This is a genomic window from Actinoallomurus sp. CA-150999, from assembly GCF_050942425.1.
Classification (GTDB): Bacteria; Actinomycetota; Actinomycetes; order Streptosporangiales; family Streptosporangiaceae; genus Actinoallomurus.
Window position 1 is genome coordinate 8,586,082 of record NZ_CP192063.1, and the last position, 20,643, is coordinate 8,606,724.

The 20,643-nt window shown below is 70.3% G+C and carries 22 protein-coding genes; 8 read left to right on the forward strand and 14 right to left on the reverse strand.

Annotated elements, in window-relative coordinates:
* Positions 1-137: 137 nt before the first annotated feature.
* Positions 138-1,007 carry a helix-turn-helix transcriptional regulator gene (locus tag ACQP2O_RS39725; RefSeq protein WP_433174341.1) on the forward strand — a complete coding sequence of 290 codons (870 nt, stop codon included), beginning with the start codon at positions 138-140 and terminating at the stop codon, positions 1,005-1,007.
* A 249-nt stretch (positions 1,008-1,256) separates the two neighbouring features.
* Positions 1,257-2,258 (forward strand): zinc-dependent alcohol dehydrogenase family protein, encoded by a 1,002-nt coding sequence (locus ACQP2O_RS39730; protein WP_433174342.1) that lies wholly within the window; start codon positions 1,257-1,259, stop codon positions 2,256-2,258.
* Positions 2,259-2,284: 26 nt separating this feature from the next.
* Here ACQP2O_RS39730 and ACQP2O_RS39735 read toward each other — a convergent pair whose 3' ends face one another.
* From ACQP2O_RS39735 to ACQP2O_RS39745, 3 genes are read right to left on the reverse strand one after another with little or no spacing between them, the layout of a single operon-like run.
* The gene (locus tag ACQP2O_RS39735) at positions 2,285-3,442 is read right to left on the reverse strand and encodes a hypothetical protein (protein ID WP_433174343.1); all 1,158 of its coding nucleotides are present in this window, start codon (positions 3,440-3,442) and stop codon (positions 2,285-2,287) included.
* 57 nt (positions 3,443-3,499) lie between these two features.
* A complete protein-coding gene (locus tag ACQP2O_RS39740; RefSeq protein ID WP_433174344.1) occupies positions 3,500-3,598 on the reverse strand; it encodes a DUF397 domain-containing protein in 99 nt (32 codons plus the stop codon).
* The gene (locus ACQP2O_RS39745) at positions 3,595-4,395 is read right to left on the reverse strand and encodes a helix-turn-helix domain-containing protein (protein ID WP_433174345.1); all 801 of its coding nucleotides are present in this window, start codon (positions 4,393-4,395) and stop codon (positions 3,595-3,597) included. The genes ACQP2O_RS39740 and ACQP2O_RS39745 overlap by 4 nt, the downstream gene beginning before the upstream one ends.
* 100 nt (positions 4,396-4,495) lie before the next feature.
* On the opposite strand from ACQP2O_RS39745, the gene ACQP2O_RS39750 reads away from it, so the two are divergent.
* The 3 genes from ACQP2O_RS39750 to ACQP2O_RS39760 are packed head-to-tail and all read left to right on the forward strand — an operon-like array spanning position 4,496 to position 6,231.
* Positions 4,496-4,786: a hypothetical protein gene (locus ACQP2O_RS39750; protein ID WP_433174346.1), complete on the forward strand. Its 291-nt coding sequence runs from the start codon at positions 4,496-4,498 to the stop codon at positions 4,784-4,786.
* Complete coding sequence (locus ACQP2O_RS39755) at positions 4,767-5,030, forward strand: hypothetical protein (protein ID WP_433174347.1); 264 nt, start codon at positions 4,767-4,769, stop codon at positions 5,028-5,030. The genes ACQP2O_RS39750 and ACQP2O_RS39755 overlap by 20 nt, the downstream gene beginning before the upstream one ends.
* Before the next feature lie 10 nt (positions 5,031-5,040).
* Positions 5,041-6,231: a low temperature requirement protein A gene (locus tag ACQP2O_RS39760; protein WP_433174348.1), complete on the forward strand. Its 1,191-nt coding sequence runs from the start codon at positions 5,041-5,043 to the stop codon at positions 6,229-6,231.
* A 97-nt stretch (positions 6,232-6,328) separates the two neighbouring features.
* Here the strand turns inward: ACQP2O_RS39760 and ACQP2O_RS39765 are convergent, their stop codons facing one another.
* Complete coding sequence (locus tag ACQP2O_RS39765; RefSeq protein WP_433174349.1) at positions 6,329-7,288, reverse strand: alpha/beta fold hydrolase; 960 nt, start codon at positions 7,286-7,288, stop codon at positions 6,329-6,331.
* A gap of 89 nt (positions 7,289-7,377) precedes the next feature.
* Positions 7,378-7,929 (reverse strand): TetR/AcrR family transcriptional regulator, encoded by a 552-nt coding sequence (locus ACQP2O_RS39770; RefSeq protein WP_433174350.1) that lies wholly within the window; start codon positions 7,927-7,929, stop codon positions 7,378-7,380.
* A gap of 77 nt (positions 7,930-8,006) precedes the next feature.
* Here ACQP2O_RS39770 and ACQP2O_RS39775 point away from each other — a divergent pair, with 77 nt between their 5' ends.
* Entirely contained in the window at positions 8,007-8,915 is a 909-nt protein-coding gene (locus ACQP2O_RS39775; protein WP_433174351.1) for a TIGR03564 family F420-dependent LLM class oxidoreductase, read from the forward strand.
* Positions 8,916-9,051: 136 nt separating this feature from the next.
* On the opposite strand, the gene ACQP2O_RS39780 is transcribed toward ACQP2O_RS39775, so the two are convergent.
* From ACQP2O_RS39780 to ACQP2O_RS39805, 6 genes are all read right to left on the reverse strand, one after another.
* A complete protein-coding gene (locus ACQP2O_RS39780) occupies positions 9,052-10,119 on the reverse strand; it encodes a winged helix DNA-binding domain-containing protein (protein WP_433174352.1) in 1,068 nt (355 codons plus the stop codon).
* Between the two features lie 210 nt (positions 10,120-10,329).
* Positions 10,330-11,046 (reverse strand): hypothetical protein, encoded by a 717-nt coding sequence (locus ACQP2O_RS39785; protein ID WP_433174353.1) that lies wholly within the window; start codon positions 11,044-11,046, stop codon positions 10,330-10,332.
* Positions 11,047-11,180: 134 nt separating this feature from the next.
* The gene (locus tag ACQP2O_RS39790; RefSeq protein WP_433191302.1) at positions 11,181-13,430 is read right to left on the reverse strand and encodes an AAA family ATPase; all 2,250 of its coding nucleotides are present in this window, start codon (positions 13,428-13,430) and stop codon (positions 11,181-11,183) included.
* 305 nt (positions 13,431-13,735) lie between these two features.
* Positions 13,736-14,368, reverse strand: a complete 633-nt coding sequence (locus ACQP2O_RS39795) for an endonuclease (RefSeq protein ID WP_433174354.1) — start codon at positions 14,366-14,368, stop codon at positions 13,736-13,738.
* A 27-nt stretch (positions 14,369-14,395) separates the two neighbouring features.
* On the reverse strand, positions 14,396-15,094 hold the full coding sequence (locus ACQP2O_RS39800) for a sugar isomerase domain-containing protein (protein WP_433191304.1): 699 nt from the start codon (positions 15,092-15,094) through the stop codon (positions 14,396-14,398).
* Positions 15,095-15,180: 86 nt separating this feature from the next.
* Positions 15,181-15,594 (reverse strand): hypothetical protein, encoded by a 414-nt coding sequence (locus ACQP2O_RS39805; protein WP_433174355.1) that lies wholly within the window; start codon positions 15,592-15,594, stop codon positions 15,181-15,183.
* A 315-nt stretch (positions 15,595-15,909) separates the two neighbouring features.
* On the opposite strand from ACQP2O_RS39805, the gene ACQP2O_RS39810 reads away from it, so the two are divergent.
* Together ACQP2O_RS39810 and ACQP2O_RS39815 are read left to right on the forward strand one after the other, a co-directional pair.
* Complete coding sequence (locus ACQP2O_RS39810; RefSeq protein ID WP_433174356.1) at positions 15,910-17,133, forward strand: sensor histidine kinase; 1,224 nt, start codon at positions 15,910-15,912, stop codon at positions 17,131-17,133.
* The gene (locus ACQP2O_RS39815) at positions 17,130-17,735 is read left to right on the forward strand and encodes a response regulator (protein ID WP_433174357.1); all 606 of its coding nucleotides are present in this window, start codon (positions 17,130-17,132) and stop codon (positions 17,733-17,735) included. Before ACQP2O_RS39810 ends, ACQP2O_RS39815 begins: the two co-directional genes overlap by 4 nt.
* Before the next feature lie 20 nt (positions 17,736-17,755).
* Here the strand turns inward: ACQP2O_RS39815 and ACQP2O_RS39820 are convergent, their stop codons facing one another.
* The 3 genes from ACQP2O_RS39820 to ACQP2O_RS39830 are packed head-to-tail and all read right to left on the reverse strand — an operon-like array spanning position 17,756 to position 20,576.
* On the reverse strand, positions 17,756-18,634 hold the full coding sequence (locus ACQP2O_RS39820) for a sugar phosphate isomerase/epimerase family protein (protein WP_433174358.1): 879 nt from the start codon (positions 18,632-18,634) through the stop codon (positions 17,756-17,758).
* A complete protein-coding gene (locus ACQP2O_RS39825; RefSeq protein WP_433174359.1) occupies positions 18,631-19,524 on the reverse strand; it encodes an ATP-binding cassette domain-containing protein in 894 nt (297 codons plus the stop codon). The genes ACQP2O_RS39820 and ACQP2O_RS39825 overlap by 4 nt, the downstream gene beginning before the upstream one ends.
* Entirely contained in the window at positions 19,521-20,576 is a 1,056-nt protein-coding gene (locus ACQP2O_RS39830) for an ABC transporter permease (RefSeq protein WP_433174360.1), read from the reverse strand. The genes ACQP2O_RS39825 and ACQP2O_RS39830 overlap by 4 nt, the downstream gene beginning before the upstream one ends.
* Between the last annotated feature and the right edge of the window lie 67 nt (positions 20,577-20,643).

Sequence of the window (20,643 nt, forward strand, 5' to 3'; positions counted from 1 at the left end):
GGCTCCTTCACTGGTCGGCGTCCGGTTCGGCGCGTCCCCAAGGTTCGCCGCCCTCGCCACCGCCGGCCAGTGCCGTGCCGGTCACTAGGACCGGCAGTACCCAGGCTCGTCCGGTGCCGAGTCGCGACAATGGACCCATGGCTGCCCTCCGCTCCGGCTTCGGCGCACTCCTGCACGCCTGGCGCGACCGCCTCTCCCCCGCCGACGCCGGCTTCACCGTGACGGCCGGACGGCGTGCCCCCGGACTACGTCGCGAGGAGCTCGCGCAGCTGGCCGGGCTCTCGGTCGACTACGTCCTGCGGCTCGAGCAGGGACGCGCGACGAATCCCTCGGCCCAGGTCGTCGGCGCCCTCGCCCGCGCCCTTCAGCTCTCCCGGGACGAACGCGACCGGCTGTACCGAAGCGCCGGGCTCCTGCCACCACAAGACGGGACGATCAACACCCACGTGCCCCCGGGCGTCCAACGGCTCGCCGCGCGCCTTGGAGACTTCCCGATCGGGGTGTTCGCCGCCGACTGGACCCTCGTGTGGTGGAACCCCCTGTGGAGCGCGCTGCTCGGCGACCCCACCGTGGTCCCGGCCGACGAGCGGAACCTCGCGCGCGCCGTCTTCGGCAACGGCGCCGCGCACGCCGCCGTGCGTCCCGTCCGGTCCGAACGCGGCGAGGACGCCTTGCCGACGGCGATCGTCGCCGATCTCAAGGACGCCGTGTCCCGCTATCCCGCGGATCCTCGGCTCGCGCGTCTCGTGGCGGACCTCCGAGGAGCATCCGACGCCTTCGTTCATCTCTGGGCCACGGCGACGGCGGCCCAGCACACGACCGATCGGAAGACGATCCTGCATCCGGAAGTCGGCGAGATCGAACTCGACTGCGACGTCCTCGTCGTTCCGGGCGCGGACCTGCGCATGGTCACCTACACGGCGGCGGCCGGAAGCAGCGACGCGGGAAAGCTCGACCTCCTTCGCGTCACGGGCGGCCGTACCGGCACCGCGCAACCCACGACGTGATCGTCCCGGGCGGGCGGCGGAGATGGCCCGCACGCCCGGCCGGACGAATCGCGTGTTCGGGACCCGCCGGGCCACGCTTGCCCGTCCGCGAGGCCATCATGGGCTGGAAAGAGCGCTTTTCCTTGCAGTGATTTTCGGCCAAGCGGAATCGATCAAGCGCCTCGACTAGGAGTTCGCGACAGCGGGTATTCACACCATTCGAAGCAGCTTCCGGACCGGAAAGGAAGCAGCACATCTCGGGGGGTGGCGATGAAAGGCGTCGTTTTCGACCGGCACGGCGAACCGACGGACGTGCTCGCGGTCACGGACCTGCCCGTTCCCGAACCGGCGACCGGGGAGGTTCGGGTCCGTGTGATCGCCACTCCGGTCAACCCGTCCGATCTGCTGTACGTACGGGGCCACTACGCCGGCGTCGAAGCGCGTTTTCCGGCTCCCGTCGGCTTTGAAGGCGTCGGCGTCATCGACGCGCTGGGCCCGCAGGTGGCGGGATGGGAGCCTGGGCAGCGTGTCGTGGTCGTCAACGGCCGGGGAGGCAACTGGGCGGAGTACGCCGTCGTGCCGGCCCACGACCTGCTCCCCGCGCCGGAGGGGCTTCCCGATGAGCAGGCGGCCTTCTTCATGATCAACCCGGCCTCGGCCCTTCTCATGGTCCGTCAGGTGCTGGCGGTGCCCCGGGGTGAGTGGCTGCTCCAGTCGGCGGCCACCTCGGAACTGGGCCGCATGGTGATCCGGCTGGCGAAGCGCGACGGCATCCGAACGGTCAATATCGTCCGCCGCCGCGAGGCGGTCACGGAACTGGAGCGCCTGGGCGCCGACATCGTCCTGGTGACCGACGACGGCCCGATCGACGAACAGGTCCGCCGCGCCGTCGACCCGGACGGAGTCAAATACGCCATCGACCCGGTGATCGGGGAAACCGGCACCCAGATGTTCAAGGCGCTCCACGAGGACGGCCGAATGCTCCTCTACGGCTCTCTCACCCGCCGGCCGATGCTCGTGGGAGACGACCCCCGCTACATTCTTGCCGGCCGCCGGAGGCTGGAGGTCTACTGGCTCGGATACTGGCTGCCGAGACTCGACCGGGAAATGCGGGAAAGCCTGGTCCAGGACATCGTCGAGCTCATGCGCGAGGGGATCCTCGAAACCTCTCCCGGGACGAAGTTCCCGCTCGATCAGCTCGAGGCGGCCGTGACCCGGTCGGAGATGAAGAGCCGCCGGGGAAAGGTGCTCCTCATCCCCGGATCGGAGTAGCAGCGCGGCGGCCGGGCGGGTAGCGCTCACGGGCTCTTGATTTTGCTTCGTCCCGCCAGCTCCACCGGTTCACCGCCGAGCAGCAGGCCTTGAACGGTAAGGAACTCCGCGCTTGCCATCCCAACCGAGGCGCGCCCGGTCACGCCCTGTTCGAGCAGAGCCCGAGCCACCATCGCGGCTCCTCGATGTCGCGGTGGCCGCCAGCCTCGGCCGCGTACCGTCCAGATGCCCGATCTACCGAACACGCCCTTCTCCAGCGACCGTAGCCACGCGGGCAGGTCTGCCGGCGCGCTGGGCGTGTACAGCTGTGGGCACAGCAGCAGCGTGATCCTCTCCCGCAGCGAGTGGGCCGGGTGGTCGGCTTCGACGAGCAGCTCCTCCGCCGTGACCTGCAGGGACGGTTCCGCGCCGGGCGTCCTGGTGACGGCGAGGCGGGCGTCGGGTGGCAGGCGGACGTCGCCGGGTGCCGGCAGCGGCTCGGCCCATCGAATCGCCCACCCACGGCCGAGTTCGACCATCAGCGTTTCGTACACGTGGGCGAGGTCGCCGAGCGACCGGAGCGGGAGCGGCGTCGTATCCCGTGGATGGAACAGGCGGACCAGATCGTCCACGAGCCGTACGGTCTCCCCGCGGAGGCTGAGCGTCTCGTGTCCCCACCCGGTGACCCACAGCACGTACTCGTCCGAGCGGACATGTCTCTTGATCTCGACCGGCCGGGGGTACCGCGCGCGTACGCTTCCCGGGTCGTAGTCGGGCGGTGCCGTACCGAGCATCCCCGCGAGCGCGACGAGCACCCGGTGAAGATCGCGGCCGTCCCGCAGTGTTGCGGGCAGTGGCCAGTTCGACACGTACGTGCCGGGCATGGTCACCTTGATCCAGTCGGTCTTGACGCGGTCGCGCGGGGTCGCCCACAGCCACCACGAATCCGGCGAGTGAACCGTGAAGCCCACCTCCAGCACGTTGTCGTCGGCGAGATCGGACGCCAAGGTGTCGATCGTGCGGGGGCCGGTGTAACTGATCTTCTGATCGTAGTCGGGGCCGTTCGGCGGTCCGCCGAAGCGCGGTATCTTCTCTCCGCCGCGCTGCACCGAGAATTTCTCAGGTGATACGGCGAAGCGGTCGAAGAACTCGACCAGCCAATCCTCAAGAGCTCCGGATCCAGCCCGCCAGCTCAGCCGCTCCACTCAGCATCCCACCCGTCCGCGATCACCGTACATCTGCGCGGGTCGGCGAACGCAACCTCATGCAGGCCAGACCTGCGTGACCTCCACACATGTCCCGCCCTCTTCACCCGAGTAGCTCGACGTGCGCCAAGTACTGTCCGCGAGGTTGTGGCTCACATTTCCTCCAAGAAGGCGCGGATCCGTTTCTCTGACTCGGACCAGGAGAGCGCTTCTCCCCTGATCTGCTCGAACCGTATCGCGAGTTCATGGACCTGTTGAGGAGCCTGAATCAAATGGCCGTAACCGCCGGCGGCGTCGGCATATCCGATACCCAGGCCCTCGACGAACCCGAGCAGGGTGAACCCACTCGACAGATACACGGGGCGACCGGCCGGGATCACCTGGATGCTGATGTTCGGTCGCTCCATCATCTCGAGGAGATGAGCGAGCTGCTCCCTCATCACATCGACGCCGCCGACCGGCTCGCGGAGCGCCGCCTCCTTTATCAAGACCACGATGAAGGGTGGTTCGTCCCGCTGGAGGATGTCCTGCCGACCCATGCGAACCGCGAGGCCCCGCTCCAGTCGGTCTCCTCGGTTCGCCGCGCTGAGCAACGCCCGAGCATAGGTCTCACTCTGAAGCAGGCCAGGCACGAACTGCGGCTCGTATACCTTCAGTGACGCCGCCTGTTGTTCGTACTCGATGTACTCGGCGAAGCCCATCGGGAGCGTCACCTCCCGTACGACGTGCGGGTGGAGTTCTTCGAAGTACCTGTCCAGGTTGAACAGGCGGTCGAGGCCCTTTGACACGTCGAGGGTTGGAATGCGGCGGCCGTTCTCGAAGTGGCCGATCATCTTGCCGCTGATGATGCATTCCCGGCCCACGTCGTCCTGGGTAAGCTCGGCGCGCTCGCGATAAAGGCGCAGCCGGTAGGCGTACTGTTCGGCGGCCGAGGCCGACGGGTCGATGTCCACGTGGTCTCCATGGGGGGTTGGAGAGCTGCAGTTATAGCCGAGCGTAGCCGCGTGACGACATTCTGGAGCGGGAAACCGATCGAATTCCAGGAGGTCGCGAATGGGCACAGAGACGACGGGCGGGGCGGTCGCCCGCCATCTGCACGAGTTGCGGGATTGGCTGGACGCCGCCGGCTTCACCGCCACGGTCGAGACGCCGCGCGGCGGCATGCCGTACGTGCGGGTCGGGAACCGTCATGCGCCCGTCCTCTGCGAGAAGATCCGGATCGATCGTTACCGGCCCGACGGCGACGCGCTGTGGTTCTTCTACTCCTGGGGTGACCCGATCTGCCCTGCTCGGGAGACGGGCCGGGCCGCTCAGGAGATCACCAATGTCCTCGGCAACCGGTGACTCCTCGGGGCCGGTGACGTGGGTCGATCAGGTCGGGTTCGGCCGGGCGCCGGATCCGGTCTGGGAGACGCGGTGGGTGTGGCTGGATCGGCTTCGCCGGGAGTTCCCGGGGTGGGTGGCGCTGTTCGATCCGTTCGCTTCCGTCTGGGTCGCGGTGCGGGGACGAGAGGCGTATGTGACGGGTGCGACGGCGTACGAGCTTCGTGATCGTCTCGAATCCCGGCGCAGGTCCGCGCTGCCGTAGTGTTCGGCGAATGGAGCATGGGACCCCGACGGGGCTGCTGCGCTCCCGCGGTGACGGGGCGACGCGTGTCACGTTCTTCGAGTTGTTCTTCGACCTGGTCTTCGTCTTCGCGGTGACGCAGTTGTCCCACCGGCTGCTGAAGGATCTCACCGTGAGCGGCGCCGGTGAGACGTTGGTGCTGCTGTTGGCCGTCTGGTGGGCGTGGATGTACACGTGCTGGACGACCAACTGGCTCAATCCGGATCATCCCGCGGTACGGATGACGCTGACCGGGACCATGCTCGCCGGGATGCTGATGGCGGTCGCGATCCCCAAGGCGTTCGAGAGCCGGGCCCTGTGGTTCGCCCTCGCCTATGTCGCCTGTCAGGCCGGACGAACGCTCTTCGTGACGATCATGACCAGGCGGGACGAACTGAGCGCGAACTTCGTGCGCATCCTGGCCTGGAAGCTGACCACGGCCGTGCTCTGGATCGGCGGCGCCTTCGCCGACCACCCGGCCCAGGTCGTGGCCTGGGTGGGGGCGCTGGCGCTGGAGTACGCCGCGCCCTGGCACGGCTACACGTTCCCGGGGCTGGGGCGCTCGAGGACGTCGGACTGGACGATCGACGGTGGGCACATGGCGGAACGCTGCCAGCTGTTCGTGATCATCGCGCTGGGCGAGTCGCTGCTGGTCACGGGCAACACGTTCAGTGACCTGCACGGCGTGGGGACGGCCGAGGGCGCCGCCTTCGCGGTCGGCTTCCTCGGCAGCGTGGCGATGTGGTGGATCTACTTCGACCGGAGCGCGGAGGCCGCGGCGGAGCGCATCGCGGCCTCGGCGGATCCGGGCCGCCTCGGCCGGTCCGCGTACACCTTCATCCACCTTCCGATGGTCGCGGGGATCATCGTGAGCGCCGTCGCGGACGAACTGATCGTCGCGCACCCGCACGGGCACGTCACCGGCGGTACGGCGGCGGTGGTGCTCGGCGGTCCGGGGCTGTTCGTGGCGGGGCACGCGCTGTTCAAACGGGCGGTGTGGGGTCACTTCACGACCACGCGTGTGCTGGCGCTGGGGGCGCTCGCGGCCCTCGCACCGGTCTCGAAGCTGGTCGACCCGCTGACGCTGGCGTTCCTGGCCCTGCTGGTCGTGGCGGCGATGGCCGGCTGGGACGTACGGTCACGCCGGACCCATGTCACGGTGGTGCCCGAGCAGGCCGCCTGACCCGCACATCGCGGTGGTGCCCGAGCAGGCCGGCTGCCCTGCGCATCGCGCGTTGGGCGGCCATACGCGGCGCGCCGCGGCCGTCTCGTCTCCCAGGTCAGGCCCCGCTCGACACGTGCGGGGCGGCCTCCTTCGGCTTCCTCCGGTCCGCGACCCGGCCGGCGCGCAGGAGCCGCCGCCACTTCGCCGGGTCGTGCAGTGCCGGTTCGGTGCTCTCCAGGAATCGCTCCACGGTGGTGACGAAACGCTCCGGTTCGTCGTGGTGTGGGAAGTGCCCGGACCGGGCGAAGACCTCCAGGCTGCTGCCGGGCATGGCGGCGTGGGCGATCCCCGCGTGGCGTACGGGGATCACGCGGTCCTCCCTGCCCCAGATGATGAGGATGGGCATGCCCTCGGCGAGGTAGCAGCGGTCCAGCATGGTGATGACCTGGCCGCGCACGTCGACTCCGGCCCGGAGGGTGCGCAGGAACGCCTGGCGGGCGGTCGTGGAGCGCAGTCCCCGATAGCGCCGGAGCAGGTAGTCGAAGTCCGTGCCCAGGAACAGGCCGCCGGTGTGGCGCAGGACGGGAGCGGCGAGCCGTACGGCGGTGCGCGCCGGGGCGGACGTCGCCAGCGCCAGGCCGACCTCGGCGCCCGGCGCCGCCGCCGCACGGAGGATCGGGTGGACCTCTCGGCCGATGCCGCCGCTGGCGACGAGCACGAGGCGTTCGCAGCGTTCGGGGAACTGGTAGGCGAACTGCATGGCGATGCCGCCCCCGAGCGAATGGCCGATCACCGAGACGCGGTCCACCTCGAGGACGCTCAGCAGGTCGCGCATGCCGCAGGCGTATGCGGCGATGCCGTAGTCGGCGCGCGGTTTGGCGGACTCGCCGTGGCCGAGCAGGTCGGGCGCGATGACGGTGTGGTTCTCCGCCAGGCGCGGGATCACGTCGAGCCAGGTGCCGGAGTTGTCGCCGATGCCGTGGATCAGCAGCAGTGGAGGCCCGCTGCCGGTCATGCGGAAGGCCCGCCAGTATCCGTGGATGTCACGGAAGCGGATGAGAGATCCAGGACTCATACCTGCTCACCACCCGAGGTCGCTTCCTCGCATCGTGCGGCGGGCGCGTTACGTGACGACTACCGCGCTGTAAGTCCACGGTAACGGGGTCACCGGCCGGCTGCCGCCGACGCCTTGAGCCCGTCGAGGATGACGGTGGTCAGGGCATCGTCCGCGCGGGCTCCAGGCCGGCACACGGCGACACTGATCAGGTCCACGACCTCGGGGGGTGAGATGTCGGGACGCAGCGCGCCTTCCCGCTGTGCCTGTTCGGCGATCTGTGCGATCAGTTCGTCGACGCCACTGATCAGTTCGGCGACCTCGGGAGGGTGGGGTGTGCCGTCCGTGAGCGACTTGGCCAGCGCCAGCGGGAGGCCGGCGCAGTGCCGGACGATCAGCACGAGCACCTCCCAGCGCGGTACCGGACGAGCTTCGAACTCCCGGGCGGCCGAGAGAAGCCGCCCCAGCGTGTCGGCGGCGATCTGCTCCAGCAGCGCCTGCCGGTCGGGGAAGTGACGGTAGAGCGTGCCGACGCCCAGGCCGGCGGCCCGTGCGATCTCCTCCATGGACGCCGCCGGGCCCCGCTCCGCGAACAGGTCGACGGCGGTGTCGAGGATGAGCGCACGATTGCGGCGCGCGTCGGCTCGCACGGATTCCCCCACTTCGGCAACTGGAAGGCGATCTTCAGGTTAGTCTCGAGAAACGGAACCGGAAGATCCTATTCATGTTAGGAGTCGTCATGCGGATCGGAGTGCTGATCGGGGCGGAGGGCAGCCCTCTCCCGGACGTGATCGCGCAGGTTCGCGCGGCGGCCGAGGCCGGCCTGGACAGCGCCTTTTTCACCCAGACGTTCTCCTGGGACGCCGTCGGACTCGCCGCGCTCGTCGCCCGCGAGGTCCCGGGGATCGACGTCGGTACCGCGGTGACCCAGACCTATCCCCGCCATCCGCTCGCGCTGGCCGGTCAGGCGCTCACCGCCCAGGCGGCGAGCGGGAACCGGTTCACTCTCGGTGTCGGCCCGAGCCATCCGGAGATCATCGAAGAGCGGTTCGGCCACTCGTACGACCGGCCGGCCCGGCACGTCCGCGAGTACCTGACAGCGCTGGTGCCGCTCCTGCGGGGCGAGCAGGTCGACCACCACGGCGAGGTCCTCACCGCTGTCGGGCGGGTCGGTGTACCGGGCGCCGCACCGCCGCCCGTCCTGCTGGCGGCCCTGGGCCCGGTGATGCTACGGATCGCCGGAGAGCTCGCCGACGGCACGGTGACCGTGTGGACCGGCCCGCGCTGGATCGGCGAGCGCATCGCACCGGCCATCGGCCGCGCCGCCGAGCGGGCGGGCCGGCCCGCCCCTCGCGTCGTCGCCGGCGTCGTCGTCAGCGTCACCGATGACCCCGACGGAGTCCGGCAGCGCGTCGCGACGACCCTCGGTGGTGCCGGACGGCAGCCCGCCTACCGCTCCGTCTTGGACGGTCAGGGCATGTCGGGCGTCCACGAGACGGTCATCGCGGGCGACGAGAGCACGGTGGAGCGGGCCATCCGGGCGTACGCCGACGCCGGCGCGACCGAGCTGGTGGCCAGTTCGACCGGTGATGAGGGGGATCGCGCGCGCACTCTCGCATTCCTGGCCGCGCTGCGCACCCGGCTGTGAATCGACGGGCCCGTCGCGCGAGACCCGGTCCTTCTGGAAGTTCCACAGGCCCAGCGTCTGGACGCGCTGCGGCTCTTTCGGCCTGACCGATGCAGATCCCGTCCCAGCTCTTTCGGCCTGACCGGTGCGGGCCCGGTCAGGCGAGCGGAGATCCGGCCGACGAGATCCGGGCGAGGCGCGACCGTTCGGCGACGATCGCGTCCGCCGGGATCTCCTCCCAGAGCGTGGTCCGCTCGTCGTCCCATACGCCGGCGACGCGACCGCCGCGGAGCACGACCGGGGAGATCCAGCCGCCGCTGCGGCTCACGGCCGCGCGGTGCTCGGCGGGGATGATCTCAGTGGCGCCCGTGCCCGCGCCCAGGACGTACGCGTCGAAGGCGCCGAGGAGCCGGACGGCCGTGCTCGGCGGGGTGGCGGCCAGCTCGGCGACGTGCTCGGCGAGCATCACGCGCCGCTCGCCCTCGACGTCGACCTCGGTGACCTCGACCGCCTCGGTGAACCAGGTCTTGAGGAGGGCCTTGCGGGTGACGCCCCGGCTCAGCCACACCTTGTCGAACAACGTCGGCGTCGTGGGACCGTGGGCGCCCAGGAACGCCCGGAGCACGGTGGCCGCCGGGTCGGGCGTCTCCGGCAGCCAGGCAGCGCTGACGAAGGTGACCCGGCTGCCCTGCGGCGGGCCGAAGCACAGGACCTTCCACCAGGCCAGCGGCTTGAGGAGGGTGCCCCAGCCGGATCCGAGCACCTCGGCGAGATGGCCGGAGCCCGTACGGTCGACGATCTCGGCGGTGAGCTCCTCGCGCGTGAGGGCCGCGCCGCCGGACAGCGCCTCGGTCGCGGCCGCCGCGATGGCCTCCAGGTCGGCGGGAGTGGCGCCGAACGTCTTCTGCCAGCTCGCCCGCTCCCAGTTGCGGTGGGCACCGGACACGGTGAGGTAGGCGGCAGCCTCGTCGGCGGGCAGGAGGTGCAGGGTGCCGCGCATGGCCCAGGTCTTGACCAGTCTGCGGTCGGCGAGGGCCTCCGTCACCGCGTCGGGGCGGGGCTCGGCCTGCCGTACGGCGATCGCCAGTTCGGCCGCCGAGGCCACCTGCGCCTGCACGCCGGCGAGCCGCCGCGCCACCTCGACCGGGTCACCGCCGTCGACCGGCTCGAGGAACTGCCGCCGCAGCCGCCAGGCCAGCACCTGCCCCCAGGTCACCTTCTCCACGAACGGCACCTTAGAGGGCCGGGGTGACAGCCGGCGGCCTGCGGCGGCGGATCGGCTCGGCCTCCGCCGGTGACGGCGGGCCGACCCGGTTTGGACGGCCCCGGCGTCCCCGGTCGGTACGGCGGGCCGTCGCGCGAGCGCGGTGACCGCAGCGGGAGACCGCCGACTCGGTCACGACGGGCCGCCGCGCGGCCGGCCGTACCCCGCGCGTCAGTGTTCGGCGGCGTTCCGGAAGGCGAGTGCGGTGCCCGCCAGGGCGGCGGGGGCGGTCTTCGCGGTCAGGACCATGCCGACGGTGGAGCCGTCGACCCAGACGCACATCGACGAGGCGGAGGCGGAGGAGCCGGCGTCTCCGGTACCGCAGCGCAGGACACCGCCGAAGCGCCCGGGTTCGAAGTCACGCTCGTTCGAGAAGTGGCCTTCGCCGCGAAAGAGTTCGTCGGCCTCGTGCGAGGCCGAATGGGATCGCAGCTCTCGGCCGATCTCCGGAGAGGCGGCCGTGCTGAACCCAATGAAGATCAACCGTTGGTCGGTCTTCTGGTTCCTGCCGTACACGGCGACGGCCGCCTCGTCGGCGCGCGCTTCGCCCACGCCGGTGCGGTTCGCCGCCGAGGCCCGGATCCCCGCGATGATGCGCTCCGTGACGTTTCCGGTCAGGCGGTCGTACTGATCGACCGAGTCCGGGACCGTGATCGTGTGCGATGGTCCGGCGTTCTTCCAGCCGCGCATCACCGCGCCGGCGGTGGCGAGCCCCAAGGACACGAGGATGCCCACCACGAAGTACCGCCCGATGGTCCGGGCAGTGCCGCGCTCGTCCGGAATCGGCGGAAGCGGCTCGTCCGGAGCCTGCCGGGTGGACCCGGCGAGCGGAGCCGACCAGTATCGCGTCGGCCGTCGCCCGCCATCGTCCATCTCACCTTCGCTCACAGGGGAAGGCGGTACAGGCGGTGCGGGTTCGTCGTGTGGGGCGGTCACGCAAAGATGGACGCGGTGTTCGCGGAACGCGTTTACGCCGCCGACGGCCGGCTCGATCTCGGCGGCCAAGGCCTCCTCGCCGAGGGTCAGTGGCGGCGGGCCAGTTCGGTGTAGGCGGAGCGGACGTCCTCGGTCATGAGGGTGGTCAGGTCGGCGGTGGTGACGTCCGCGCCGAGTTCGGCGACGCGCAGGTCGCGGAAGCCGCAGGCCTTCTCGTACACCGAGCGCACGAAGCGGCCGTTGCCGAGCTCGTCGATCCGGCCGAGGCCGCAGACGCGCTGGAAGACGCCCGCCAGGTCGTCCAGGGCGCCCTCCTCCCAGGTGTCGCCGCCCTTCGCGGCCAGTTCGAGCGCGATCTCCAGCAGTTCGTCGGGGCCGTAGGAGGGGAACGCCACGCGTTCGGAGAACCGGGACGCCAGGCCCGGGTTGGAACGCAGGAACCGGTCCATGTCCTCGTCGTAGCCCGCGAGGATGACCACGAGGCGCTCACGGTCGTCCTCGGCGCGTTTCAGCAGGGTCTGCACGGCCTCGGCGCCGAACGCGTCGCCGCCGGCGTACCCGGGGTTGACGAGGGAGTAGGCCTCGTCGATGAACAGCACGCCGCCGAGCGCCGAGTCGATCACCTTGTTGGTCTTGATCGCCGTCGATCCGAGGTGTTCGCCGACGAGGTCGGCGCGCTGGGTCTCGACGACCTCGGGGCGGGCCAGCAGGCCGAGCGCGGCGAAGACGCGGCCGAGGACGCGCGCGACGGTCGTCTTGCCGGTGCCGGGAGGGCCGGCGAAGACGAAGTGCCGCATCGGCGGGTGGGTGCGCAGGCCCTGCTCCTCGCGCAGCTGCGCGACCTGCAGTTGCGCGGCGATCGCGCGGACCTGCCGTTTGACCGGCTCCAGGCCGGTCATCGCGTCCAGGTCGGCGAGGGCCTCCTCGAGAGTCGGCGTCTCGGCGTAGCCGCGGTAGCGCTCGGTGAGCTCCGCGAAGGCGACCTCGACGTCGACGGCGTCGATGGTGACGAGTTCGTCCGGCGTGGGCTCGGCCCTGGCGTGGACGATCCGGACGTCGCGGGCGCGGGCCGCGGACTCGACGAGGGAGCGCACGAAGCGGCCGTTGCCCAGCTCGTCGATGATGCCGCGCCGCGAGACCTCCTCGAACTTCAGCCGCAGGCACGGCCCGGCGTCCGGGCCGAGGCGGTCGCCGCGGAGCCCGGTGTGGTACTCGGCGATCTCCAGCAGCTCGGCCGGCTGGTACGCGGGGAACTTCACGCGCGTCCCGAACCGGGAGGCCAGGCCCGGGTTGGAATCGAGGAAGCCCTCCATCTCCTCCTCGTAGCCGGCCAGGATGATCACGACGTTGTCGCGGTCGTCCTCGGCGCGTTTGAGGAGCGTCTGGACGGCCTCGCTGCCGAAGCGGTCGGGCTGGCCGTCACCGGTGTTGACCAGGGAGTACGCCTCGTCGACGAACAGGACGCCGCCGAGAGAGCGGTCCACGACCTCGGTCGTCTTGATGGCGGTGGCGCCGAGGTACTCCCCCACCAGGTCGGCGCGCTGCACTTCGACGACCTGCGGGGTCGGCAGCAGCCCGAAGGCGTAGAAGATCCGCGCGACGGCCCGGGCGACGGTCGTCTTGCCGGTGCCGGACGGCCCGACGAACACGAAGTGCCGCATCGGCTTCTCGGTGGGGAAGCCCGCCGCGGCGCGCATCCGGGCGGCCTCGATCGAGGCGGCGATCGAACGCACCTGCCGCTTCACCGGCTCCAGGCCGATCATGGCCTCCAGCTCGGCGAACGCCTCGTCGACCGAGATGTCCGGGACGTCGTCGGACGTACGGGCCTGGGCGGGCGCGGCGTACTCCGCGCGGGCCTGCGGAGCGTACTCGTCCTCCTCGGCGTAGTCCTCCTGGGCCCAGCCGGTGTCGTACGCCTCGGCGGGGACGATGCGGCGCGCCTGCCACCAGCGGTACCCGAGGACGGCCAGCGCCGCCGCCCACGCGGGCGCGGCGTTCAGCCGGGGCAGCGGGTTGGCGAGCGCGGCGGCGACGATCCCGGCGAGGCCGAGGGACACGGCCGCGGTGCGCCACGGCGCGTACGCGTGGACGCGGTGCGAGAGGAAGGCGACCGGCAGTGCCAGCGCCCCGAGGAAGACGGCCTCGTGCCCGCCGGCCGGGTAGAGGCGGCTGAGCGGGATCACGGCCGCCAGCCAGCAGGCGACGACGAAGGCGGTGGCCATGCCGCTCGGCGAGCGCAGGGTGAAGTCGACGACGAGCAGGAGCGTGGCCGTGAAGACGACGGTGGTGAGCAAGGGCAGGCCCGCGACGATCGCGACCGCCGCCGATCCCACCACCAACAGCAGAAACGTCAGCCTCCGCAAACCCGGCTGAATCCGGAAATACCGCCAGCGGGCACGTTCGAACAGATCACGCGCCACCGGAGGGCGCGATCGGGATCTGCCGAACGGTCGCATCGCTCTCCCTCATGCCTGAGGACGTGTATAGCGCAGCTTGGGCACCGAATGGCAGATCCCATTGCGTGGCGCGTCCCTATCAGGACCGTTATCGGACAGTGGCGGCGTCCCTGACACACGCTCCACGGCCGACGCCGACCGACCGGCCGGGCTGCAGATCCCGGCCGGATGCCGATGGTCGATCACTAGCCCTTCGCCACCTGATCGGCGAGCTTCTTGTCCTTCGCGACGCGGACGAGGGCGGCCGCCAGCGGTGCCAGGTCGCGCTCCTTGGCCAGGTCGGCCAGGCGCTTGGGGTCGGTCGGCAGGCCGAGACGCTCGGCCCCCTTCACCGTCAGCTCGTCGAAGTACGGGCGCAGCCACGGCCACACGGCCTGCGCCTCACGGCAGAAGATGTCCGCCCCGGCCGGACCGATGCCGGGGAACTCCTGCAGCAGCTCCTTCGCGTGGCCGATGTCGCGCTCGGCCTTGAGCGGCAGCTTCCGCAGGTCGCCGTCGTACTTCTCGAGGACCCGCTCGGCCATGTCCCCGAGACGGCTGGAGGTGCTCTCGTCGTACCGGACGTAGTGCGCCCGGTCGAGCGCGTCGACGCGCTGCTGCCAGGTGAGCTTCGCCATGCCGCGCGCCGTCCCGCCGCCCGCCTCGAACAGCTCCCGGGCCGCGGCGACCGCGATGTCCGCGCTGATCCGGCTGCTCAGCAGGTTGGCGAGGACGAGAAGCTTGAACAGCGCGGCCGGCTGATCCTTCAGCTCGATCCCGGCCTCTTCGGCGAAGGTTCGCCCGGCCTCCGACAGCAACGCCTTGACCGTCTTGTCCATGACGCCACCTCCAGGTAGGTCAGGTCCTTACCCCATAACCGACGTTCTTAGTACGGGCACGCGTTCCGAGTAGCGGGCCAGCAGTTCCGCATTGCGTTCATCTCCCCCAGGGACGTTGGCACTCACCCACAGCGGCAATTCGGCGCGTTCGGCCATCCGGGCGAGGAGAAGATTCCACAGGTAAACGGAGCACAACGACGACAGCGCCGCCGTACGCGGGGCGTCGGGGGGATGGGACACGTCACCGGGCGGCGTCAGGGTGTCGAGCACCAGGTCCGCGATCTCGCCGAGCTTCACCCCCGCCCGCGCCGGGGCGACCTCCATCGACGGGCCGGACGCCACCGCGATGACCGGCAGGCCGTACGACTTCGCCGCCATCGCCAGCTCCACCGGGTAGGGGTTCGACCCGCTGTTGGAGAAGATCATCACCAGGTCGCCCCGCCGGGGCGCCGCGGCTTCCAGGACCGGAGCGGCCATGCCGGAACGGCGTTCGGCCTGGGTGGCGGGCCAGGCCCCGTGCAGCGGGGAGATCTCGGGCCGGTACAGCGGGTACACGCACGCGAGCCCGCCGGCGCGAAAGAACCCCTCCAGGACCATTCCCAGCGAATGGCCGGACCCGCCGAGGTAGAGCAGGCCGTCGCCTGTGACCGTGTCGAGGACCAGGCCACAGGCGCGGTTAAGAGCCTTGGCGTTGTGCCGCTCGACACGGTCGAGATGGGCTCGCATCCAGTTCACACGAACGGGTCTATCAGCTTTCCCGCCCACCGCTCCAGACGTTGATCATGATCTTATGGATCGGTCCGGGACTTCCGTTACGGAAGGTGGAGGGTGCCGTTGATCGTCCCGGCGTCCGAGCGTCCCGCCTGGACCCGGAAGCAGGTGCCCTTCTTCACGCTCTTGTCGAAGGTGAAGTAGTGGTTGTAGGCGTTGAGTTGCCGCCAGCCGGTGAGCGCCTTCTTCGCCCCGCAGGTGACGAGCCGTACGCCGACGGCGTGATTGCGGTGCTTGTAGTTCAGATCGACCTGGACCTTCCCCGCACGACGCGTGATGAACTTCGCCGCCGCGTACTTGGTGTCCTTGCTCTCCGTCTTCTCCCAGAAAAGCGTCTGGATCTCGTACTCGCAGTAGCTCGCCTTACAGGCGGCTTTGGCGGCGGCGGCCGGGGACGCGGCGAGACCGGTGGCGGCAATGCCCACCACGGCGACGAGGGCGATTTTGCGATACATGGTGATCCCTTGATCTTCATGAGAACGCGCGGCGACGAGCCCGCGCGGAATCGGGCGGGTCGACTATGGCGAGGGCATCGCGGGTCGGGAAAGGGTCTCCGGACCCAACCGGGCACCCGTCGCTTAGGTCTCCCGGCCCAAGCCGCTGAGACGCGATCTGTGGTCACGGAACCGACCCCATACGTTCGATGACATTTGTCCCGACGGACACCGGGACGGGCGCATCTGCACGCACCGCAGATCCTCGCCTTAGAGTGTGGGACCGCGGGCGGACGGGACCCGCGCGGCGAGGCTAGATGACGGGGCGGGGCGGGCGTGAACAGGCGGATGAAGGCCGGACGCGATCCGGCGGAGGACGAAGCGGCCGGGGAATCCCCCGCGCCCGACTCCCCCGGCACGACCACCGAGCCCCGGACGGAGATCGCCGACCAGGTCGACGACGGTCCCGGCCCATTCGGGACGTACCCCTGGCTCCTGATCGGCTACAACGCGTTCGACGACGTGATCAGCGGCCGCGCCCGGCCCGTCTGGGCGTCCGGGCCGCTCCTGGCGGTCTACGCCGGCCTGCTGGTCGTGGCCATCTGGTACGCCTACCGCCGGGGCCAGGGCGACCGGCTCGCGGTCGTGCTCCTCGCAGCGGCCGGGGTGGACGCCTTCGTCCTGGTCGGTTGGTTCGCGCACGGGATGAACGCGCTGATGCAGACGCTGGCCCTGGGCTGCGGGGTGGTGATCCCGTGGGGTCGCCGCCCCTGGCCGGCCATGGTGATCGCACCGCTGTCCGTCGCCGCAGGAGTGCTGGCCTGGATCCGGGGTGCGTCGGCCGGAGACGCGATCGGCTCCTGGTACGGCACCCTGATCTCCGGCTTTATCATCGCTTTTCTCCTGCGGCTGTTCGCCGCGATCAGGGAACTGCGGGCGACCCGCGAGGAGCTGGCCAGGACGGCGGTCTCCGAAGAGCGCCTGCGTTTCGCCCGCGACCTGCACGACCTGCTCGGGCACACTCTGTCGGTGATGGTGGTCAAGGCACAGGCGGCCCGCAAGCTCGCCCCGCGCGACGCGGAGCTGGCCGCGAGCCAGGCCGCCGACATCGAGGAGATCGGCCGCGACGCGCTCCGGCAGGTGCGCCTCGCCGTGTCCGGATACCGCGGCCGCGGGCTCTCCGCCGAGATCGACGGCGCCCGTACCGCCCTCCGGGACGCCGGCATCACGGCGACGGTCCGGCAGGAGGGCACCCCTCTGCCGGAGGAGGCCGACGCCCTGCTCGGCTGGGCCGTACGCGAGGGAGTCACCAACGTCATCCGGCACAGTGGCGCGGAGACGTGCGAGATCTCGGTGGTCCGGCAGGGCCACGCCGCCGTCCTGTCCGTCCGGGACGACGGGCGCGGAGCTCCGGCGCCGTCCGACACGTCCCAGGGCAACGGCCTGCGCGGACTCGTCGAGCGGATCAGCGGTGCGGAGGGCCGGCTCGAGGCCGGCCCGGCCGACGGGGGCGGCTACCGACTCACCATCACGCTGCCTCTGAAGGAGAGTATTTCTTGATCAAGGTGCTGCTCGCGGAGGACCAGGGCATGATGCGCGGCGCGCTGGCCCTCCTCCTGAACCTGGAGGACGACTTCGAGGTCGTCGGCCAGGTCTCCGCCGGCGATCAGATCGTCCCGGCGGCGCTCGAGCTGCGGCCCGACGTGGCCGTCCTCGACATCGAGATGCCGGGGCGCAGCGGCCTCGACGCCGCCGCCGACCTGCACGCCGAGCTGCCGAGCTGCAAGATCCTCATCGTCACGACGTTCGGCCGGCCGGGCTACCTGCGGCGCGCGATGGAGGCGGGCGCGAGCGGCTTCCTCGTCAAGGACGGGCCGGTCGAGGACCTGTCGGCGGCGATCCGCCGGGTCCTCGCGGGCGAACGCGTGGTCGACCCCGAGCTCGCCACCGCCGCGCTGAGCGCGGGCCCCAGCCCGCTGACCCAACGCGAGTGCGACGTACTGTCCGCCGCCGCGGACGGGTCCACCATCGCCGACATCGCCGGGCGTCTCCACCTGTCCGAGAGCACCGTCCGCAACTACCTGTCCGCCGCGATCGGCAAGACCGGCGCCCGCAACCGCATCGAGGCCGTACGGGCCGCCCGCCACAACGGCTGGCTGTGACGGCGGCCCGCATCCATTCGTCAGGCTTCGCTCTCCTGCGCGTACTTGGCGACGTACTCCTGGATCTGCTCGCGGTTGCTGATCGCCGACTCGCGGGCGCGTTCCTCCCAAGCGAAGACGCAGACCGTGGCAATGCCGTCGAAGTCCTGCTCCGCGAGGGCCTTGAAGAGGACGTCCCAGTCGACCTCGCCCTGGCCGATGTCCAGGTGCTGGTGGACGCGGATCTGGTCGGCCAGGCTCGGCGGGTTGACGATGTAGCGGTTTCCCGACGACGCGCGGTGGTCGAGGGAGTCGGCGATGTGCAGGTGCGTGAGGAGGGATCCCGCGTGCTTCATGACTCCGGCGATGTCTCCTCCCTGGTGGAAGGTGTGCGGGGCGCAGTAGAGGAAGGAGACGAAGTCCTTGTCGATGCCCGTGACCAGGTCGACGGCCGCGTGCCCGTCCTCCAGGAAGTCATAGGGGTGCGGCTCCAGGCGCAGCTCCAGCCCCTCTCGTTCGAAGATCGGCAGGAGCTCCTCCAGCGACCGCCAGAACTGCCGCTCGCTGTCGGCCGGCGCCACCACCCGCCCGTTGAACTCGGAGTTCATCACCTGACAGCCCAGCTCGACGGTGACCTCGATGGCGCGTTTCCAGTAGCGGACGGCCGCCTGTCGGTCCTCCTCGACCGGGCTGGCCCACTCGTACAGGGGCAGCACCGAGGAGACCTGGACCCCCGCCGAGTCCAGCGCCTTCTTGAACCCGGTGATGGTGGCCTTGTCGGCCCGTGGATGCAGGTAGAAGGGCAGGAAGTCCTCGCGCGGCGACAGCTCGAGGTACTCGTAGCCGAGGTCGGCGACGACCGAGGGGAGTTCGGTGAGGGGTACGTGCCGGAGCATGTAGGGGTCGAGGGCGATCTTCACTTCTGCTCCTTCTCGGCCGGCGGTGCCGCGCGGCCCGTCATCTCCGCGGCCTCCAGCCCGAGCTCTTCGGCGACCCGGGAGCTCACGCCGCCCGTCCCCTGGAGTTCGTGGCTGAGCTGTTCGAGTTCGGCGCCGCCGGCCATCAGACCGGTGAGCTCGTCGCGGGTGATCTCGTCCTTGGCGTAGTAGCCGAGGCTGCGGCCTCGGTTGAGCAGCAGGAACCGGTCGCCGACCGGGTAGGCGTGGTGGGGGTTGTGGGTGATGAAGATGACGCCGAGCCCGCGGTCCCTGGCCTGGACGATGTAGCGCAGCACGACGCCGGCCTGCTTGACGCCCAGCGCGGCCGTCGGCTCGTCCAGGATCAGGACCTTCGCGCCGAAGTAGACCGCCCGCGCGATCGCCACGCACTGGCGCTCGCCGCCGGACAGCGTGCCGATCGGCTGGTCGACGTCGCGCAGGTCGATGCCCATGTTGAGCAGTTCGGTCTTGGCGGTCTTCCGCATGAAGTCGATGTCCAGGCGGCTGAAGGGCCCGAACCCCTTGCGCACTTCCGAGCCGAGGAAGAAGTTGCGCCAGACCGGCATCAGCGGCACGACCGCCAGGTCCTGGTAGACGGTCGCGATGCCGCGGTCCAGCGCGTCGCGCGGGGAGCCGAGCCGTACCTCCTCGCCCTCGATCTCGTAGGTGCCCGCGTCGTGCCGGTGCATGCCCGCGATGATCTTGATGAGGGTGGACTTGCCGGCGCCGTTGTCGCCCAGGACGCAGGTGACCTCTCCGGCGCCGACGTGCAGGGACACGTCCCTGAGGGCGACGATGTTCCCGTAGTGCTTCTCGCAGTCCGCCAGCCGCACCAAAGGCGACCTGACGGTCGTGTCGGTGGTACCGGTCATTTCGCCGCCTCCGTCCTGCGGCGGACCCAGAGGTTCAGCAGCGTGGCCGCCAGCAGCATCCCGCCGAGGAAGAACTTGAACCAGTCGGGGTTCCACCCGGCATAGACGATGCCCTGGGTGGTCATCCCGAAGATGAACGCGCCGATCGTGGCCCCGACCGCCGAGCCGTACCCGCCGGTGAGCAGGCAGCCGCCGATCACCGCCGCGATGATGTACAGGAACTCGTTGCCGACGCCCTCGCCCGACTGCACGGTGTTGAACGAGAACAGCAGGTTCATGCCGGTGAACCAGGCCGTGAAGCCGACGGTCATGAACAGCCCGATCTTCACCCCGCGCACCGGGACGCCGACGGCCCGCGCGCTGGTGGCGGCCCCGCCGACCGCGAAGATCCAGTTGCCGAGCCGGGTGCGCAGCAGCACCCAGGTGGCGATGGCCGTGAACAGCAGCCACCACAGGATTGAGATGCGGATCGACAGCGCGCCGACGTTCCACTCCTGAGCGAAGACCTTCTGCGCCGACCCGAAGCCGCTCATGTCGGAGATGTTCGGGCTGGCCACGTTGCCGGTGATGAGCTTCGTCAGCGCCAGGTTCAGGCCCTGGAGCATCAGGAACGATCCCAGCGTCACCAGGAAGCTGGGGATGCCGGTCCGCACGACCAGGTAGCCGTTGATGGCGCCGATCGTCAGCGCGAGCAGCAGCGAGACGAAGATCCCGACCCACAGGTTCGTGGTCAGCTGGAAGCTGAACATCGACGCGATCAGCGCCGAGCTGGTCACCGTGACGCCGGCGGACAGGTCGAACTCGCCACCGATCATCAGCAGGCAGACGCCCACGGCCGGGATGCCGATCGTGGAGCTGGCGTACAGGATGGTCGCGAGCGAGTCCAGGCCGCGGAACGGCTCGGCGACCGCGAAGAACAGGACGTAGACGGCCACCGCGCCGACCAGCGCGCCGACCTCGGGACGGGCCAGTATCCGGGTCGCCAGGGACTTCTCGGTGAAGCGCTCGTCGCGCGTCGGCGTCCGGACGCCGACGTCGAGCGTGTCACTCATGGGAAACACCTCCGAGGCATGGGGGTGGGGGACTTCGGAAGGCAGCGGCGGGCCCCACCGGGGAGGT